13 protein-coding genes are annotated in these 18,342 nt (G+C 68.9%); 9 read left to right on the top strand and 4 right to left on the bottom strand.

Annotated features, from left to right (window positions below; genetic code table 11):
* Window positions 1-18 precede the first annotated feature (18 nt).
* Genes EKM57_RS03855 through EKM57_RS03845 form a run of 3 tightly spaced genes read right to left on the bottom strand, consistent with a single transcriptional unit; the run spans window position 19 to window position 5,755 of the window.
* On the bottom strand, window positions 19-1,287 hold the full coding sequence (locus EKM57_RS03855) for an MFS transporter (RefSeq protein WP_129791163.1): 1,269 nt from the start codon (window positions 1,285-1,287) through the stop codon (window positions 19-21).
* Complete coding sequence (locus tag EKM57_RS03850; RefSeq protein ID WP_206185287.1) at window positions 1,284-3,518, bottom strand: alginate lyase family protein; 2,235 nt, start codon at window positions 3,516-3,518, stop codon at window positions 1,284-1,286. The genes EKM57_RS03855 and EKM57_RS03850 overlap by 4 nt, the downstream gene beginning before the upstream one ends.
* Entirely contained in the window at window positions 3,515-5,755 is a 2,241-nt protein-coding gene (locus EKM57_RS03845; RefSeq protein WP_243450873.1) for a polysaccharide lyase 6 family protein, read from the bottom strand. Before EKM57_RS03845 ends, EKM57_RS03850 begins: the two co-directional genes overlap by 4 nt.
* 297 nt (window positions 5,756-6,052) lie before the next feature.
* On the opposite strand from EKM57_RS03845, the gene EKM57_RS03840 reads away from it, so the two are divergent.
* Complete coding sequence (locus EKM57_RS03840) at window positions 6,053-6,907, top strand: alpha/beta fold hydrolase (protein ID WP_129791162.1); 855 nt, start codon at window positions 6,053-6,055, stop codon at window positions 6,905-6,907.
* A 181-nt stretch (window positions 6,908-7,088) separates the two neighbouring features.
* Here EKM57_RS03840 and fsa read toward each other — a convergent pair whose 3' ends face one another.
* Window positions 7,089-7,742: a fructose-6-phosphate aldolase gene (gene fsa, locus EKM57_RS03835; RefSeq protein ID WP_129791161.1), complete on the bottom strand. Its 654-nt coding sequence runs from the start codon at window positions 7,740-7,742 to the stop codon at window positions 7,089-7,091.
* Window positions 7,743-7,830: 88 nt separating this feature from the next.
* On the opposite strand from fsa, the gene EKM57_RS03830 reads away from it, so the two are divergent.
* The 8 genes from EKM57_RS03830 to EKM57_RS03795 all read left to right on the top strand — a co-directional run bounded on the left by EKM57_RS03830 (window position 7,831) and on the right by EKM57_RS03795 (window position 18,309).
* A complete protein-coding gene (locus EKM57_RS03830; protein WP_129791160.1) occupies window positions 7,831-9,318 on the top strand; it encodes a M20/M25/M40 family metallo-hydrolase in 1,488 nt (495 codons plus the stop codon).
* Window positions 9,319-9,343: 25 nt separating this feature from the next.
* On the top strand, window positions 9,344-10,672 hold the full coding sequence (locus EKM57_RS03825) for an MATE family efflux transporter (RefSeq protein WP_243450872.1): 1,329 nt from the start codon (window positions 9,344-9,346) through the stop codon (window positions 10,670-10,672).
* Between the two features lie 79 nt (window positions 10,673-10,751).
* Window positions 10,752-12,953 carry a TonB-dependent siderophore receptor gene (locus EKM57_RS03820; RefSeq protein ID WP_243450871.1) on the top strand — a complete coding sequence of 734 codons (2,202 nt, stop codon included), beginning with the start codon at window positions 10,752-10,754 and terminating at the stop codon, window positions 12,951-12,953.
* Window positions 12,950-13,780 (top strand): alpha/beta hydrolase, encoded by an 831-nt coding sequence (locus EKM57_RS03815; protein ID WP_129791158.1) that lies wholly within the window; start codon window positions 12,950-12,952, stop codon window positions 13,778-13,780. The genes EKM57_RS03820 and EKM57_RS03815 overlap by 4 nt, the downstream gene beginning before the upstream one ends.
* On the top strand, window positions 13,777-14,049 hold the full coding sequence (locus EKM57_RS03810; protein WP_129791157.1) for a hypothetical protein: 273 nt from the start codon (window positions 13,777-13,779) through the stop codon (window positions 14,047-14,049). The genes EKM57_RS03815 and EKM57_RS03810 overlap by 4 nt, the downstream gene beginning before the upstream one ends.
* The gene (locus tag EKM57_RS03805) at window positions 14,046-14,339 is read left to right on the top strand and encodes a hypothetical protein (RefSeq protein WP_129791156.1); all 294 of its coding nucleotides are present in this window, start codon (window positions 14,046-14,048) and stop codon (window positions 14,337-14,339) included. Before EKM57_RS03810 ends, EKM57_RS03805 begins: the two co-directional genes overlap by 4 nt.
* A complete protein-coding gene (locus EKM57_RS03800; protein WP_129791155.1) occupies window positions 14,336-15,931 on the top strand; it encodes a PepSY domain-containing protein in 1,596 nt (531 codons plus the stop codon). The genes EKM57_RS03805 and EKM57_RS03800 overlap by 4 nt, the downstream gene beginning before the upstream one ends.
* Window positions 15,932-16,137: 206 nt before the next feature.
* Window positions 16,138-18,309 carry a primosomal protein N' gene (locus EKM57_RS03795; RefSeq protein ID WP_129791154.1) on the top strand — a complete coding sequence of 724 codons (2,172 nt, stop codon included), beginning with the start codon at window positions 16,138-16,140 and terminating at the stop codon, window positions 18,307-18,309.
* The last annotated feature ends 33 nt before the right edge of the window (window positions 18,310-18,342 follow it).

The following is an 18,342-nucleotide window of genomic DNA, read 5'->3' as shown; positions in this document are numbered from 1 at the left end:
TTTCTATGGGAGTTGAGATCAGGCCCGCGCGATGCGCTCGACCCGTCCTCCGAGCAGCCAGAGCGAGACTATGGAAAGCGGAACGAGCGCGGCGGCGAGCGCGAAGATCGGGGCGTAGGAGATCTCGGTCATCGCCGGCACGAGCCAGGTGGTGATCAGCGTACCCGCGACCGCGGCGGTGCCGCCGATGCCGGCCAGCGAGCCGACCGCCCCACCGCCGAAATAGTCGCTGGGAAGGGTCTGGATGACTCCGATCGCCGCCTGGAACCCGAACAGGATCACGGCGATCAGAAGCACGGCCGAGAGGGGATCTGCCGCCTTCATCGTCAGCAGCAGCGCCGGAAGCATGATCGCCCCACCCGCCGTGATCACGCTCTTGCGCGCCGCGTCGAGGGACCAGCCGCGCTTGATCAGCGCACCTGATGCCCAGCCGCCGGCCAGTGCGCCCAGCATGGCGCCGACGAATGGCACCCAGGCGAACAGGCCGATCTGGACGACGTCGAAGCCGAACGTCTCCGCAAGATAGATGGGCAGCCACGAGACGAACAGCCACCAGATCGGATCGAGGAAGAAGCGGCTGAGGATGATCCCCCAGCTCTGCCGGTAGCGGAGCAGTTCGCCCCAGCCCATCGTCGGTCCGGCGGGCTCGGCGCCCGGTCCGGCCGCCCCGCCCGCATCGAGGATATGGCGGCGTTCCTCCTCGCCGAGCCAGGGATGGCGCTCCGGGTCCGCCTTGTAGAGCCAGATCCACGGCACGAGCCACAGAATGCCGAACAGCCCGACCACGACGAAGGTGGCGCGCCAGCCGAAGCCGACAAAGAGAAAGGCGACGAGCGGCGCCGAGATGATCGCGCCGATCGAGGCCCCCGAATTGAAGATGCCTTGCGCCAAAGCGCGCTCACGGGCGGGGAACCAGAGCGCGTTCGCCTTGGTGGCGCCGGGCCAGTTGCCCGCCTCGCTGACACCGAGCGTCACGCGCAGCAGGCCCAGGAGCGGCAGCGAGCGGACGAGCGCATGGGCGGCGATGGAGGCCGACCAGATGACGATCGAGATGGCGAAGCCGAGCCGCGTCCCGACCTTGTCGAAGATCTTGCCGAACAGGGATTGCCCGACGGCATAGGAGATCATGAAAAGGGTGACGAGGAGGGCATAGTCCTCCTTGGTCGCGCCGATATCGCGGGACACGGCCGGCCACATCACCGCCAGCGCGTTGCGATCGATATAGTTGATGATCGTGGCCACGGCGATCAGGCCGATTATGGCCCATCGCAGCCCTGATATCCTCATGGCATGCTCATCCCATCCTGATCCGTCGTGGCGTCCCGGACGATGTCGAAGCGCCCGACATGGCCGCGCCAGGCGAGCGGGCGGCCTTGGAAGGTGACGCTGTGCGCCGCGGCTGGGCTGGGATCGTCCGCAATGGCGATCACCAGCGTCCGCGCTCCCGGAAGATCGATCTCGACCAGGTCGGCCGCGGCGTCGCGATGATGGCGCAGTCCGCCGATGCGGCTGCGGCTGCCGACCGTTGTCTCCGCCGAAGGATCGTAGGCGCCGTGGGGCTCGAGCAGGCTGACGAAGGTCGCGTCCTCGCTGCCGCGCACGCGCTGGATCAGCATCGGCTCCCGGCGCAGGTTGAACGAGGGATCGTTGGCGCCGCTCTCGGCGAGGATCACCTGCGATCCGGCGGCCGGCAGCATCCGATAGGTGTAGAAGCGGCCGTCATTGATCCAGGTGACGAAGGCGTCGGCGGTGGTCGGCGCTCCAATGGCGTCGACCCATATGTGCTGGTAGCCATTTGCGGTGCCGAGCACCGGCCGCGACGCCGGGTTGGACTGGAGCGGAAATCCGGTCTCGATGATGTGGCCGGCGAAATGAAGCGGCAGGTCGTACTGGTGCGCCGCTCCACCTTCCACCCGAAGCAGGTCAAGCACGAGCGGACTGGAAAATCCCTCGACGCGGAGCTGCACCAGGCTGCGCCGGAAACGGACGTCCGGATAGGCGCCCACCATCTCGGCGGTGCTTACCCGGGTGTCGCCCTCCCCTTCGAAATGGATTTGTCGCGGCGCATGGGCTTCGGCCCGCTCGACCTCCCCGCCGAAATGGCTCGTCTCGTCGACCACCAGACTATTGTGGGCGATGGTCTGCTTGGCCCAGCTCTCATTCTCGGGAAGATAGCGGCCGCCCTGCTTGGCTTCGACGTTGAGGAACCGGGCGGCGCCATAGTCGGTCACGATGGCGTTGCCATTGTCGTAGAGCAGCCAGTTGAGCTTGTCGAAATGGCCGTGCCCCATGCCCTGCGCCGTATTCTTGGCGACGACGACCTGGTCGTCCGGACCGGCGCCCGATCGAAGCACCGCAAGCGCGCCTCGCTCTCCCTCGGGGCCGTCGCGCAGCAGGATCGACCGGAACGGGAAGGGCCGCGCGCGCCCGGCGGCGAGGTCGCGGGCGACGGCGAAGCCGGCCGCGGTCAGGATGGTCCGTCCCTGCATCTGCGCGATCGACAGGAGGCCCGGATCGCGGGTCCGGGCATAAGCGATGGCAACCCCCGCATAGAGCTCCTCGGTGCGCAGGCTCTTGTCCGGCATCGCATCGTTGATCGGAAAGAAATGACCTTGGTAGGTCATCTGAATCGCGGCATGCACCGCCTTCAGGAGGACTCCGTCGCGATGGGCGAAGATCCGCCGCTGCGGGTCGTTCTCCTCGACCGCCTGGGCGAACAGGACGAACGGCAGCAGGGCGTATCGCTGGTAATAGGGGCCCTCGGCGTAATAGCCGTCGGGCGAGAAGAGCAGGTCGAGCTGCCGCAGGATGCCCGAATTGCCGCTCTTGTCGAGCCCGAGCAGCGCCTTTTCGACCAGATCCGGATCACGCAGCACGTAACCGGACAGGCCCACCGCGGCATTTGCCCAGGTGGCATGGTTGTGAATCCGGTCGAACACCTCCGGCGAGCCTTTGGACAGGAAGGTCGCCATCGGGCGAAACACCTTGCCCTCGATGGTCCGTCGATCGTCCTCGCTCAGCGTCTGCCGGATCGCATCATAGCCCTGCGCGGCATGAACCAGCCACACGCTGTCGTTGAGGCTCTGCCAGAACAGCCGGCCGGGCCGCTGATTGGCGGCCGCCGGATGCGGGCCCAAGCCGGGATAGAGGTCGGCATAGGCCAGCAGCATCCGGCGCGCGAACTCGGCATATCTGGCTTCGCCGGTGAGGCGGTAGAGAAAGCCGGCGTCCTGGATCGCCTTATAGTTCCGCTTGTGCTGCTCGTGGGTCGCGCCGCCTCCCGGATCGCGCGGAACCGGCACATGCACGCCGGCGCGGATCGCCGCGTCGACGTCTTCGCGCGCCCGTTCCATCTCCTGGGCGAACAAGGGCAGGCGCGTCGCTTCCGCCCGGACGCTCGCCGGGTCGGGCCAGCGGATCAGGACCGGTGCGTCCGACTCCTGCGGCGACCGTGCGGCCGCCGGCGCGGCCACGCTCACCCCGAGCGCGAGCGCGGCGAGGGCCAGGCGCGCCTTCACTGCACCGCCTCCGTCCGGTTTCCCCGCAGCACGGCGCGAGGCGGCCCCGGCGCGTACAGTTCGCGCAGGACGACCGGCGGCGTCCGCGCGAAGAGGTTCCCGGCGACCAGCGTCTGCGGAGTCCCCACGCTGTGCGTCACTTCGATCGGAGCGCTGTCGACGAAGCGATTTCGCTCGATCGAGGCGACCTGCACGCCGGAGAGGCGGACCGAGGCACCTCGTAGCCGGCCGCTCTCCACGACGACCGAATCCGTCAGCGAGAAGATCGGGCCGAACGTGCTTTCATCGCGGCCGCCGCGGCGCAGGTCGACGACGGCACCGACCTCGCGGAATTCCGATCGGCTGATCCGGACCTGCTCGGCGCTATACAGGGGGCTGTCCTCGCCGGCGCCGCGCGCGTCGACCACCGCGCCGGAGACTCGCTCGAAGCGGCTGCCCTTGATGTCGATCGAGTCGGCGAGCGCGCTCGGCGACGTCGCCACCACGTCGAAGTCCGGCGATCCGTCCAACTCGCCGAAGCGGCTGTCCTCGATCACTATGGCATAATTGGCGAGCATCGGACGCGCGGCGGCCCGGATGACGGCATTTCCCGGGGCTCGGGGCGCACGATCGCCCGAAACGGTCAGACCGGTCAGGTGGAGGCGCCCGCCTTCCGCTATCTCGAATAGGGTCCGCCCCCCGAACCGGAGGATAGCCTCCCCTTGCGGAGCAGGACCGGTGATCGTCAGCGTCTTGCCGATCGCGAGCGGCGCGTCGACGAAATGGGCGCCGGGGCCCAGGCGGATCGTGTCTCCGCTCGAGGCCATGGCGACGGCCCGCGCGAGCGAGGCCCCGGCCGTCACCTCGGTCCGGGCGCCGCTGCCGAACGCCGCGGTGCCGGTGCCGTTCTTGGGATACCAGGCGACGCCCGTCTGCTCGCGCCGAATGGGCTGCAGGCTCCGCGGCACGCCGGCCGCGCCCGCGGCCGCACCGGTCGGATAGAGAAGGCCGTTGGCGGCACGCGCCAGGTCGAGCTCGCGCCTCTGGAAGCCGTCCTGCAGCAGCGGCTGACGGACGGGATTCTGAACATTGCCGGCAAAGGTGATGCCGCCGATGTCGCCCTCTGCACGGAAGGGATCGTCGCCGGACTCGTTGAAGATCAGGTTGCGTTCGAAGCGCGTGTCGACGGGGGGCGCGGAGCGCTCCTCGTCGGCACCGGCCGCCAGGGTGATACGGCGGCTGTCGATGACCGAATTGCCCTGGATCACCGCGCCGACCACCTGGTGGTAGCGGTTTATCGGCGAATCGGGCACGCCGTTCATGACGGTGATCGCGCTTGCGAAGCCGGTCCCGGCGAGCCCCTCCATATAATTGTGGCGGACGGTCTGCCGCGGATTGATCACGCGGATGCCGCCCGTATGCGCCTTGCCGTTGCCGAAGAAGACATTCCCTTCCACCAGATTGCCGCTGCCGTGGCGGAGGACCAGCGCGCCGCGCGACTCATGGAAGACGTTGCCGCGAAAGATGTTGCCGCCTGATTTGTTGGAGACGATCTCCACTTCGCCGTCGCAGCGATCGAAAAAGTTACTCTCGATGATGCTGTTGGAATCGCTTAGCGATTCTTCGCTCGTGCCGATGCGGACGGTCTCTCCGCCGTTGGAGCCGAGATTGGGCCTGGGTCCGAAATAATTGTGGTCGATTCGATGTCGGTTCGGCTGCGAATTGCCTCGCGGGCGGATCACGGCCAGCGTCACGCCGGCGTTGGACTTGCCTTCGAAGTGGGAATGATCGACGCGGTTGTCCTGGCCGTAGATCGCCACCCAGATATCCTCGGTGCGGCGATCCGGCTGGTTGAACCTGTCGATCACGACCTGCGTGACCCGCGAATGGCTCGCCGTCCTGCGCGAATCCCGCCGGAAGGCGATCACCTCGTCTGTTGGGCTGTGCCCGTCGCGGAACACGAGCCCCGACACGAGGAGATATTCGCCGGACAGGCGCAGGTTCGACTGGCCCGTGAGGACGACTCCGCCTGGTGTTTCGGCCCGGAGCGTGATCGGCCGGTCGGCTAAGCCGCGGCCCTCGAACAGGACCTGGAAATCGCGCCATTCGCCGTTGGCGAGCACGACCTCGTCGCCGGGGCTCAACGTCTCCGTCGCTTCGCGAAATTGCGCCTGGTCCCGGACGAGAAAACGTTCGGCACGCGCTTCGTCGGTGCGCAGGGCCGCCAGCGCGGCGATGATGAGAATGACGTAGCGCAAGGAAACCCCTCCAGCCTGGCTCTGCGGCCATTGCGGCAGAATCAGGGGCTACCAAGCTGGCAGAGCTTGTTCAACCAGTTTTCAGACCAATTCTAAGAATTGGTATTCTCAACTGGCCTATGCGGGACAGTGCAGCGCGTCTCCAGCGCGCCCGAAACAGGAAAGCCTTGGGATCGAAGGCGACCGCTGCGCCATCGCGGCTGGACCGCGTCTCACCGCATCCGCCCGCCGGGAGGTGAACCCCGAAACGACCGGCACGTTGGCGGCCTCGTCTTTCCGGCAATTCGGAGTGAATGAATGCGGCACAAGCATATCGACCTGGACGGCCTGCGCATTTTCTACCGGGAGGCGGGCGCAAGCGGGGCCCCCGCCTTGCTCCTTCCCCACGGCTATCCCTGCTCGTCCTACGAATTTCGCAACCTCATGCCCCTGCTTGCCGACCGGTGGCATCTGATCGCGCCCGACTTCCCGGGGTGCGGCTATAGCGACACGCCTGACGGCTTCCGCTACGACTTCGACGGCTATGCCGAATTCCTGGATGGGTTCGCGGATCGCCTGGAGCTCGACCGCTTCGCGCTCTATTTGCACGATTTCGGCTCGCAGATCGGGCTGAGGCTCGCGATCCGCCGCCCGGAACGAATCGCGGCGCTCATCATCCAGAATGGCGACATTTACGAGGATCAGCTCGGACCGAAATATGCGCCGCTCCAGGAATATTTCGCCGGTCCCACGCCCGATGGACGCAGCAAGCTGGCCGAGGCGGTGAGCGAAGAGGGCTATCGCGACGAGTTTCTGAACGACGTCCGCCCGGAGCTCGCCGAGCGCATCCCACCCGATCTGTGGAAGCTTCACTGGGCGCTGACGACGCCGCGCCGCAAGGAGATCGCCGTCGACGTGATCGCCGGGCTCAAGGAGAATCTGGACTGGTTTCCGCGCTATCAGGCCTATCTGCGCGAACACCGGCCGCCCGCCCTTATCGTGTGGGGGCCGCAGGACGGCTATATGCCCGAAGGCTCGGCCCGCGCCTATCTGCGCGACCTTCCCGACGCCGAGCTCCACCTGCTCGATGGCGGCCACTGGCTGCTCGAGACCAACCTGGAAGAAGTCGCTTCCATCATCCGCGACTTCCTCACGCGGGTCCATGGCGGGTGAGCTGCGCCGGCTCCGGTCGCCACGGGTGCGAAGGAGCCGTTGAATAGCTTGGGCGGGCCGAGAGCATCGCCCGGGCTCATTGACGTTCGACGCGTCGGACGAAGGCGGCGCGTTCCCGTCCACCCTTCGGGCGGTGAAAAGGGTACCTGCCCGGCGCCTTCCAACCGGAGATCGGCGCGCGTCAGCCGATCTTCTGCCCCGTCTTCTCCCAGTCGGCCAGAAAGGCCTTGAGCCCGTTGTCGGTCAGCGGGTGCTTGAACAATTGCCGGATCACGGCCGGCGGCGCGGTCATCACGTCGGCGCCGATCTTGGCGGCGTCGTGGACGTGGATCGGGCTGCGCACGCTGGCGACGAGGATTTCGGTCGGGAAATCGTAATTGTCGTAGATCAGCCGGATGTCGGCGATCAGTTCCATGCCCGGATAGCCGACATCGTCGTGTCGCCCGACGAAGGGCGAGACGAAGGTGGCGCCGGCCTTGGCGGCGAGCAGCGCCTGGTTGGCCGAGAAGCACAAGGTGACGTTGACCATCGTGCCGTCGGCGGTGAGCTTCCGGCAGGTCTTCAGCCCGTCCACCGTCAGCGGCACCTTGACCGCGATATTGTCGGCGATCTTCCGGAGCACCTCGGCCTCGCGCATCATCGACTCATGGTCGAGAGCGACGACTTCGGCCGAGACGGGACCGGGAACGATCCCGCAAATCTCCTTCACGACCTCCAGGAAGTCGCGGCCGGCCTTGTGCACCAGCGAAGGGTTGGTGGTGACGCCGTCGAGCAGGCCGGTCTCGGCCAGGTCGCGTATCTCGGCGGTGTCGGCGGTGTCGACGAAGAATTTCATTTGCGGCATGCCCTCTGGGGTGGAGAAGGATTCGCCTGCCCTTCTAGCCAGCAGAGGCGGAGGGCGCGAGTGGGTGTGGGGAGGTCGGATGCGCTGGATCGTCGTTTTGCTGTTGCTGGCCGCTGCCCCCGCGGCCGCGGCGCCGCGCGACTGGGTCGAGGCGAACCGGGCGGCCCTGCTCGAGGAGTATCTCGCGTTCCTCGCCATTCCCAACGTCGCCGGCGACCGCGAGGACATCCGCCGGACCGCGGCGCACATTGTGGGCATGATGGAACGGCGGGGGCTCTCGCCGCGACGGCTCGAAAGCGAAGACGGTTCCGCACCGCCTCTGATCTATGGCGAATGGGCGATCCCCGGCGCCGAGCGAACCTACGTCCTCTACGCGCATTATGACGGCCAGCCGGTGACGCCCGAGGCCTGGCGGGTCACCCCGCCGTTCGAACCCAGGTTGCTGACCGGCCCGGCCGATTCGGGCGGCAGACCCGCCCCGTCGGAGGAGCCGCCCCTCGACGATTGGCGGATCTACGCCCGCAGCGCTTCGGACGACAAGGCCGGCGTCATGGCGATCCTCGCGGCGGTGGACGCTTTGCGCGCCGAGGGCAGGCAGCCGTCGTTCAACCTCAAGATCGTGTTCGAAGGCGAAGAGGAAGCGGGTTCGCCGAACCTCCAGGGCCTGCTGCGCAGGCACCGAACGCTGCTCCAGTCCGACGGCTGGATCATCGTCGACGGACCCGCTTATGCCTCGGGGCCTCGGCAGCTGACGCTCGGCGTGCGCGGCATCGCCACCGGGGAGCTCACCGTCTACGGACCCGTCCGGCCGCTCCACAGCGGTCATTACGGCAATTGGGCGCCCAATCCGGCGATGATGCTGGCCGAGCTGCTCGCTTCGATGAAGGACGACGAAGGGCGGGTGATCATTGACGGCTTCTACGACGACGTCGTGCCGCTTTCGGCCGCGGAGCAAGCAGCGGTCGCGGCTGCGCCGGCGCAGGACGAGGCGCTGCGCGCGGAACTCGGCCTCGCCCGCACCGAGGGCGGCGGCGAGACGCTCACCCTCCTGATCAACCGGCCTTCGCTCGGCATCACCGGCCTCACCAGCGCCGATACCGGCGCGGCGGCGCGCAACGTCATCCCGGCCGAGGCGACCGCCAGCTTCGATCTGAGGCTGGTGCTCGGCAACGATCCGCGCCGTCAGTTCGATCGCGTCGCCGCGCATGTCCGGGCGCAGGGCTACGAGCTTCTCGACCGCGAGCCGACGATGGAGGAGCGCCGGCGCTTCCCCCGCATCGCCCGGCTCACGTACGGCGGCGGCTACCCGGCCGAACGGACCCGGCTCGATCGGCCGCTGGCCCGATCGGTGCGGGCGGCACTCGAGGCGGATGGCCCGCTCGTCGTCCTGCCGAGCCTGGGCGGGAGCCTGCCGCTCTATCTGCTGCGTCAGGAGCTGCACGCGCCGACCGTCGTGGTGAGCCTGTGGAATCACGACAACAACCAGCATGCCGAGGACGAGAATATCCGGCTCGGCCACCTGTGGGACGGGATAAAGGCCGTCGCTGCGGTGATGACGATGGAATGAGCGCGTCCGGCGCTGGAGACGGCCATTGACCGAACGATCCGAAGCCGGAGGCCTGCACCGGGCGATCTGGGCGATCGCTCTGCCCTCGATGCTGGCCAATGTCGCGACGGCCCTGTTCGGCCTCGCCGACCTGTGGGTGATCGGGCAACTCGGCCGGGCGGATGCGCAAGCCGGCGTCGAGCTTGGCGCCAAGTTCATGATGGGCCTGCTCATCGTCTTCAACTTCCTGCGGACCGGGACGATCGCGCTGACCGCCCAGGCGGCCGGCCGAGGCGACGATCCGGAGCAGGCCGCGGCCTTGGTCCGCGCCCTCGGCGCAGCCTTCCTCATCGGCCTGGTGCTGCTGGCACTGATGCCGCTGGCCATACCCGCGGGCCTGGAATTGCTCCACGCCCGCGGCGCTGTCGCCGATTCGGCGCGCACCTATGTCGGAATACGCTATTGGGGCGGCCTGCTCTGGCTCGCCAACGCCGCCCTGGTCGGATGGCTGATCGGCCGCAAGAGGGTACGGGCGGTGCTGGCGATCGAGGTCGTCGCCAACATCGTCCACATCGGGCTCGACCTGCTGTTCGTGCTCGGCTTCGGCTGGGGCGTCGCCGGCGTCGCCTTTGCCACCTTGCTCTCGGAAGGGCTGAAGCTTGGCGCCGCCGCGATGGTCGCCGCACGCGAGCCGCCGGCGGCGGGTGCGCTGCGGCTCGCCTTCCGCGCGGAAACCTGGGAACGGTCGGCCTTGCTGGCCCTGATGCGGCTCAACCGCGACCTGTTCCTGCGAACCTTGCTGCTCACCGGCGCGATCCTGCTGCTGGTTCGCGACGGCGCGCACGAGGGCGCGGTCGTCCTCGCCGCCAACGGCATTCTCTATCAGCTCTTCATCCTCTCGGCGCTGATCCTCGACGGATTCGAGAGCGCCGCGCAGGTCCTGTGCGGAGAGGCGGTCGGCGCCCGGGATCGCGCTCGCTTCGACCGGCTCGTACCCGCACTCCTCCTCTGGGGCCTGGGTTTCGGCGCAGCGATCAGCCTCGTCTACGCACTCGCCGGCGCACCGTTCGCGGCCAGTTTCAGCACCGACCCGGCGGTCGCCGCGACCACCCTTGCCTATCTGCCCTGGGCGATGGCGCTGCCTTTCGTCGGAGTCACGTCTTATGTTCTCGACGGCATCTATATCGGCGCTACCTGGACCCGCGCGCTTCTGGTGACGATGGGGGCGGCCTTCGCCCTGTACGGCCTGCTGCTGCTTGCCACCGGCCCGCTCGGCAATCACGGCCTGTGGCTCGCCTTCGCCTTGTTCCTGGTCGTCCGTGCGGCCGGGCAGATGCTGCTCCTGCCGCGCCTTCGCCGCTCCACCTTCGCTTGAACGCTCCCGGACACCGTTTGGGTGTTGCTATTGAGAATGGTTCTCACTAGCAGATCCCCCGCGACTTATGGGGGATCCGATGCGCTACGGAATATCACTGGGCTTGCTGCTTGCCACCGCCGCCGCGCCAGGCTGGGCGCAGGGCCGGGACGACCTCGCGGGCGGCGGGGAAGAGATCGTGGTCACCGCCACCGGCCGATCCAGCGCCACTTCTACCACCAAGACCGAGACGCCGATCATCGAATCGCCCCAGTCCATCTCGATCATCAGCCGCGAGGAAATCGAGCTTCGCGCCTCGCCCACCATTGCCGACGCCCTCAGCTATACGGCCGGCGTCCAGGCCGAGGCGTTCGGCATCGACAGCCGGGTCGACGAGGTGTCGGTGCGCGGTTTCGGCGCCGGCGGCTTCTCCTCGAACAACAATTTCGTCGACGGCCTCAGGCTCCCCTCCGGCGGCCAGTGGACCCGGCCGGGCTTCGACCCCTTCGCGCTCCAGCAGATCGAGGTGCTGAAAGGGCCATCGGGCGCGCTCTACGGCCAGACCGCGCCGGGCGGCGTCGTCAACATCGTCACCAAGCGGCCGACCGATACCTTCCAGGCCGACTTCCTCGCCCAGGCCATCGGCTCCACCGACCTCGACAACTGGAACTGGCAGGCGGCGGCCGATATGAGCGGCGCCATCACCGACAGCCTGTCGGCGCGCGGAGTCGGCCTGGTCCGCTTCGGCGCCACCCAGGTCGACGACGTCGACACGATGCGCCTCTATGCGTCGCCGAGCCTGACTTGGCGCCCCGGGCCGGACACGACATGGAGCCTGCTCGGCCAGTACCAGCGCGACGAAGGCGGATCGACCTTCCAGTTCCTGCCGGCGCGCGGCGCGCTGTTTCCGACCAACGGCCGCTTCATCGACAATGACGCCAACCTCGGCGAGCCGGGCTGGAACGTCTTCGACCGCAACCAGTATCTGATCGCCTCCTTCTTCGAGCATCGCTTCGGCGACAGCTTCGCGATCCGCAACAACAGCCGCTACACCCGTCTCGACACGCTCTATCGCGTGGTCGTGCTGTCAGGGGACACCCTCACCGCCTGTCCGGACAGCATCCCGGGCTGCATCCCCGGGCAGACGATCGGGCGCCGCGCCGTCCAGGGACTCGGCGAGTCCGACGGTATCGCCACCGACACCCAGATCGAGGCCAGCTTCTCGACCGGCCCGGTGCGCCACACCCTGCTCGCCGGCATCGACTATTTCCACACCGACTGGGAGCATTATCGGGATCTGGTCGACGGGGCGCGGGTGCTGCCCCTGCTCGACATCTTCGATCCGGTGCCGCGCGGCTCCGCCGATTATGCGAGCAGCCTGGCGCCGCAAATCTATACGGAGACGGTGAGCCGACAGGCGGGCCTGTACCTCCAGGACCAGATCGAGATCGGCCGGCTGCGGGTGACCTTCGGCGGGCGCCAGGACTGGGCCAAGGACAATATGTTCAACCCGGTCAACGGCCGCCGCTTCGTCACCGAAAGCGACGCCTTCACCTGGCGTGCCGGCGCGGTCTATCTGTTCGACAACGGACTCGCCCCCTATGCGAGCTATGCCGAGAGCTTCCAGCCGCAGGTCACCGACCCCTCGTCCAACCTCACCGGCGAACCGTTCGCCCCGACCACCGGCCAGCAATATGAGGCCGGCCTGCGTTTCCAGCGCGGCCGCAGCATCTACCTGACCATCGGCGCCTACCAGATCACCCAGCAGAACCTGACGACGCCCGACCCGGGCGGGACGCTGTGCGGCACGTCGACCTGCCTTGTGCAGACCGGCGAGGGCCGCATCCGCGGCCTCGAGTTCGAAGGCAAGGCGAGCTTCGACTGGGGCAGCGCGGTGATCGCGACGGTGACCCGCACCGACAGCGAGATCACCCGCACCAGCCTGCCCGGGCAGCTCGGCAATGCGTTGCCGCAGGTGCCGGACTGGCTTGCCTCCCTGTTCCTCGACCATCGCTTCCGTTCAGGTCCGCTGACCGGGCTCGGGCTCGGCGGCGGCGTCCGCTATACCGGCGAGACGTTCGGGGACACCGCCAACACGCTGGCCATCCCTGACTATGCGCTGTTCGACCTGTTCGTCCGCTACGAGCTCGGGGCCGTGCTGCCGGGGCTCGAAGGCATCACGGCGTCGGTCAACGCCCGCAACATCGCCGACAAGCGCTTCGTCGCCACCTGCACCGCCACCTCCGCCTGCTATTACGGCCAGGGCCGCAGCGTCACCGCGCGGCTGCAATTCCGGTGGTGAAGGGCCTGCTCGCGCTGGCGCTTCTCGCGCTGCCGCTGACGCCGGCGGCGATGGCGGAACCGTGGCAGATCGAGCGCTCGGCGGTCGAAACCATCGAGGCACCGGACGGCCACGCCTACCGGATCCTCGTCGCCTGGCCGGAGGGCGAGCCGCCGGCGCAAGGCTGGCCGGTCCTGTGGGTGCTGGATGGCGAGGACAATTTCGCCATCGCGGCCGTGACCGCCCGCCGCCTCGCGCGCGCCGGCGTCCGATCGGGCGTCGGGCCCGGGCTCGTCGTCGCCATCGACTCCGGGCCGCTCGCCCGGCGGGTGCTCGACTACACGCCCCCTTTGCCCGGCTATGCGATTCCGGCCGGGGCGCCGGCCCATGGGCTCGCCACCGGCGGCGGGGATGCCTTCCTCGGCTTTCTCGAAACGCGGGTACGGCCGGAGATCGAGCGGCGGTGGCGGGTCGATCCCGGCCGTCACACCCTGATCGGCCACAGCTTCGGCGCGCTGCTGGCGCTGCAGGCTCTGGCGCAAGGCAGGAGCTGGACCGGCATCGTCGCCGTCAGCCCCTCGCTCTGGTTCGGCGACGGCCGCTTCGCCGCCGTGCCGCCGTCCGAGGCCGCGAGGCCGGTCCGCGGAGTGCTCATCGCCAGCGGCGACGCCGAGCAGGGCCCGGCCGGACCCGCCGCGCCGCTGGCCGAGGCGCTGGCAGCCCGATTGCGGGCGCGGGGCCTGCCTGCGCGCCATCTTGCCCTTTCCGGCCAGACCCACGGCACGACCCTGCTCGCCGCCTTGGGCCAGGCCGTCGCCCTCGCCTTCGCCACGGAGCCGCTCCGATGATATCGCTTCTCGGCAGCCTGCTCGCCCTCGCCGGCTCGATCCTGCTCTACCTCGCCGTACCCAACCAGAAGCTCGTCGCCCGGCGCCCGGCGCCGCGATCGCTGGCCGGGCTCGGCTGGGCAGCGCTCGCCGGCGCCCTTGCCCTCATGCTCCTCTGGGCCGGCCCCGCAACCGCGTTCTTCATCGTGGCGACGATCGCCATGCTGGTGCTGACCGTCCTGCCGGTCGCCGCCGCCTGGCTGCGCCGGCCGCGGGCCCGCGCGAAATGAGCACGCCGGAGCTCTCCAGTCGCGACTGGCTCGGCAAGGCCAGCGCCGGGCTGATCCTCGGCTTCGCGCTGTCTCTGGGCCTGTCGGGACTGCTCGCCGCTGCCATTGGAGTCGGCGACACCTATTTCTCGACGCGCGGTCAGCTCACCATGTGGGTGATCGCGCCCCTTTGGTGCGGCATCCTGAGCTTCTGCTTTCTGTTCCGCTCCGGCCGTGGCGCCTGGCTGTGGCTCGGCGCCGCCGCCGCCGCCGTCTGGTTCGCTCTGTTCCTCATGGGAAGGCTGTCATGAAGCTGCGCCCCGACATCGTCCGCATGTACAAGGAGATCCACGGCTGGGTCGGCATCGTCTCCGGCCTCGCCCTGTTCATCGCCTTCTATGCCGGCGCCATCACCATGTTCGAAGTGCCGCTCCAGCGCTGGGCCTCGCCCCCCAGCGGCCTGGCGGCGCCGGTGCCACTGGAGCGGACGCCGGAACTCGTCCGCGCCGTGCTCGCGGCGCATCCGGAGGCCGCCGAAGATTATGACGTGCACCTCGCCGTCGGCCCGGAGCAGCCCGCGCGCGTGAGCTGGCAGCCCCACGAGGAGGGGGGCGATCACGGAACGCACCGGACCTTCTATGCCGCGCTCGCGCCCGACGGTTCGCTCCAGGTCGAGGAGAAAGGCCCCTCCCCCGTCGCCCAGTTCGTCGACATCCTTCATCAGCAGGTCGGCCTGCCGTTCAGCCACGAGGTGGCTATGCCGATCATGGGCGCGATCGCGCTGCTCTACGCCATCGCCCTGATCTCAGGCATCATCGTGCTGCTGCCGAGCCTCGTCGCCGACCTGTTCGCGCTACGGATCGGCCGCAATCTCAAGCGCATGTGGCTCGACCTCCACAACGTGCTCGGCGTGCTCAGCCTGCCCTTCCACCTGATCATGGCGCTGACCGCCGTCGTGTTCGCCTTTCACGACCAGTTCTACGATGCACAGGGCCTCACCTTCGCCCGCGCGGACGCCCGGCCGCCGGCCGTGGCGCGCGCAGCGGCGCCGGAACGGCCGGTGCTGACACCGGCGGAGGCGGTGCGACGGCTCGCCGTCGAGGCGCCGGGATTCACGCCCACCACCCTGAGCTACGGCGAGCGCCCCGACGGCACGCCGACCTTGAGGGCGGCCGGTCACGACCCGCGTTACGGCCTTCGCGCTTCCACTTACGGGTTCGCCGGCCTCGACCCCCACACGGGGGAGATCGTCATGAGCGACTATATGCCGGGGCGGCAGGACGGCTGGGGCGCGACCATCACCAGCTTCTTCGCTCTCCATTTCGGCAATTTCGGCGGCTCCGGAATCCGGTGGAGCTATTTCCTGCTCGGCCTTGCCGGCGCCTTCCTCTTCTATACCGGCAACCTCCTCTGGGTGGAATCGCGCCGCAAGCGCCAGCGCAAGCTCCCTTCGGTCGAGCAGACCCGCTCGACCCGGATCCTCGGCGCGCTGACAGTGGGCGTGCCGCTCGGCTGCATCGCCGGCATCTCGGTCACCGTCGCGGCAGCCAAGCCGCTCGGCCTCGCGACGAGCGAGGGCCTCCACGCCGCCATTTATTATGCGGTCTTCCTCGCCTTCGCCGCCTGGGCACTGTGGCGGGGCGCAGCGCGGGCGGGGATCGAGCTGCTCCCCGCCACTGCCGCCGCCATGCTGCTGATCCCGGTGGCGACGCTGACCAGCCTCGGCCGCCATCCCGCGTCGGAGCCGCTCGTCGACCTCGTCGCGCTCGCCGCGGCCGCGATCCTGATCCTCGCCCGGCGCGCGGCCGTCGCGCGCGCCCGGTCGAGCCCGCGCGACAGCATCTGGGCGCTTCCCGCGTCGAGGGCCCGGACCGAGCTTCGGGTCCAGGAGGAGCAGGCCTGAGCCGCGTGCGGCGCTCCCCCAACCGCCCTGAGACATCCGAAGGCGCTCGATGACGGGGTCTCCGGCCGCGCGCGGACGGATCGGCGCAGACCTTCCGCCTGCTCGCGCCTCGATGGCCCGAGAGTACCGGCGCCCGCGTAGGGCGATCGCAAGAAGCCGGTCTGGCGGCTTCCGCTTTGAATCGAAATGGCGATATGGGCCAGGCGATGAACCGCTCCCGCGCCCGCGTCATCCTGCTCAACGCCGCCCTCGGCCCGCTCGACTATCGCGTGCCGCACGGCATGGCGGTCGAGCCGGGTTCGATCGTCGTCGCGCCGCTGGGCCCGCGCCAGCTGATCGGAGTGGTATGGGAGCCGGACCGCGCGAAGGCCGAGGAGGTGGGCGACAACCGCCTGCGGCCGCTGCTCCAGGCCTATGACCTGCCGCCGCTGCCCGAGCCGCTGCGGCGGCTGATCGAATGGACTGCGGATTACTATCTCGCGCCGCTGGCTTCGGTGTTGCGCATGGCCCTGGCCTCCACCGGCGCGCTCGAAGGCGCGCGCACGGTCACCGAGTATCGCGCCACCGGCCGCGTCCCCGACCGCCTCACCCCGCAACGCGCGCAGGCGCTGGAACGTATCGGCGAGCGCATGGGGTTGGTCCGCGAGCTCGCCATCATCGGCGGGGTCTCGGATGGCGTGATCCGCGGCCTGGTCAAGTCAGGAGCGATCGAGCCGATCGAGGTCGCGCTCGATGCGCCCTTTCCCGACCCGAACCCGGACTATGACGTCCCGGCGCTGGAGCCAGCTCAGGCCGAGGCCGCCGATGCCTTGCGCGATGCGGTGGCCGCCGCGGCCTTCGCGCCGGTGCTGCTCGACGGGGTGACCGGCTCGGGCAAGACCGAGGTCTATTTCGAGGCGATCGCCGAAGCGTTGCGGCGGGGCCGCCAGACCCTGGTCCTGCTGCCGGAGATTGCGCTCACCGAGCCTTTCCTCAAGCGCTTCGCCGCGCGATTCGGCGTCGAGCCGGTAGCTTGGCATTCAGGCCTCCGGCAATCACAGCGCCGCCGCGCCTGGCGGGCGATCGTCAACGGCGACGCCCGTGTGGTCGTCGGCGCCCGCTCGTCCCTCTTCCTGCCTTATGCCCGGCTCGGCCTGATCGTCGTGGACGAGGCTCACGAGGCAAGCTTCAAGCAGGAGGACGGGGTCCAATATCACGCCCGCGACGTCGCCGTCATGCGGGCCCGGTTCGAATCGATACCGGTCGTGCTCGCTTCGGCCACGCCAGCGATCGAGACCCGGCACATGGTCGAGACCGGCACCTATGCCGAGCTCAAGCTTCCCGACCGCTATGGCGGCGCGCGCCTGCCCGACATGGCGGCGCTCGACCTCATCCAGGATCCGCCGCCGCGCGGCCGCTGGCTCGCGCCCGCTCTGGTCGGCGAGCTGGAGGCGAATCTCGCGGCCGCCGAGCAGTCGCTCCTCTTCCTCAACCGCCGCGGCTACGCCCCGCTCACCTTGTGCCGCCACTGCGGCTATCGCTACCAATGCCCGAACTGCACCGCCTGGATGGTCGAGCACCGCTTCACCCGGAGGCTCGCCTGCCATCATTGCGGCCATGTCATGCCGACCCCCAATGCCTGCATCGAGTGCGGCGAGGAGGACAGCCTGGTCGCCTGCGGCCCCGGCGTGGAGCGCATCGCCGACGAGGTCCAGGCCCTGTTCCCCGAAGCGCGCACCGCCATCGTCACCTCCGACACGATCTGGTCTCCGGCCAAGGCGGCCGAGTTCGTCGCGCGAATGGAAGCGGGCGAGATCGACATCGTCATCGGGACCCAGCTCGTCACCAAGGGCTACCATTTCCCCAATCTCACTTTGGTCGGCGTCGTTGACGCCGATCTCGGCCTGTCGGGCGGCGATCTCAGGGCCGCCGAGCGCACCTTCCAGCAGATTCGCCAGGTCTCCGGCCGCGCCGGCCGTGGCGAGAAGCCCGGACGGGTGCTCGTCCAGACCCATGATCCTTCCGCGCCGGTCATGCAGGCCCTGGTGAGCGGCGATGCGGAGGGCTTCTACGCGGCCGAAACCGACGCCCGGCACGAGGCGGCGATGCCGCCTTTCGGGCGTCTCGCCGCGATCATCGTCTCGTCGGAGGACCAGGCCGAGGCGACCGAGGCGGCGCGGATGATCGGCCGCGCCGCGCCGCGCCATGACAATATGGCGGTGTTCGGCCCCGCCCCTGCCCCGCTTGCCATGCTCCGCGGCCGCCACCGCATCCGCCTGCTCGTCCATGCCGCCCGCTCGGTTCCGGTCCAGGACATCATCCGCGACTGGCTCGGCGGCCTTCAATTCCCGCGCGGCGTCCGCGTCGCCGTGGACGTGGATCCTTATTCCTTTCTGTAGCCGCTCGCCCGCCGACCCGTTCCGGAGATTGAA

Source organism: Sphingosinicella sp. CPCC 101087, from assembly GCF_004151485.1.
In the GTDB taxonomy this organism is placed as follows: Bacteria; Pseudomonadota; Alphaproteobacteria; order Sphingomonadales; family Sphingomonadaceae; genus Allosphingosinicella.
This window is presented reverse-complemented; position numbering and strand designations above follow the sequence as displayed.

Coding starts and splice junctions, on each gene's coding strand:
- EKM57_RS03805 (WP_129791156.1), top strand. CDS start 14,046: ATGAGCACGCCGGAGCTCTCCAGTCGCGACTGGCTCGGCAAGGCCAGC.
- fsa (WP_129791161.1), bottom strand. CDS start 7,742: ATGAAATTCTTCGTCGACACCGCCGACACCGCCGAGATACGCGACCTG.
- EKM57_RS03795 (WP_129791154.1), top strand. CDS start 16,138: ATGAACCGCTCCCGCGCCCGCGTCATCCTGCTCAACGCCGCCCTCGGC.
- EKM57_RS03840 (WP_129791162.1), top strand. CDS start 6,053: ATGCGGCACAAGCATATCGACCTGGACGGCCTGCGCATTTTCTACCGG.
- EKM57_RS03830 (WP_129791160.1), top strand. CDS start 7,831: ATGCGCTGGATCGTCGTTTTGCTGTTGCTGGCCGCTGCCCCCGCGGCC.
- EKM57_RS03810 (WP_129791157.1), top strand. CDS start 13,777: ATGATATCGCTTCTCGGCAGCCTGCTCGCCCTCGCCGGCTCGATCCTG.
- EKM57_RS03855 (WP_129791163.1), bottom strand. CDS start 1,287: ATGAGGATATCAGGGCTGCGATGGGCCATAATCGGCCTGATCGCCGTG.
- EKM57_RS03820 (WP_243450871.1), top strand. CDS start 10,752: ATGCGCTACGGAATATCACTGGGCTTGCTGCTTGCCACCGCCGCCGCG.
- EKM57_RS03800 (WP_129791155.1), top strand. CDS start 14,336: ATGAAGCTGCGCCCCGACATCGTCCGCATGTACAAGGAGATCCACGGC.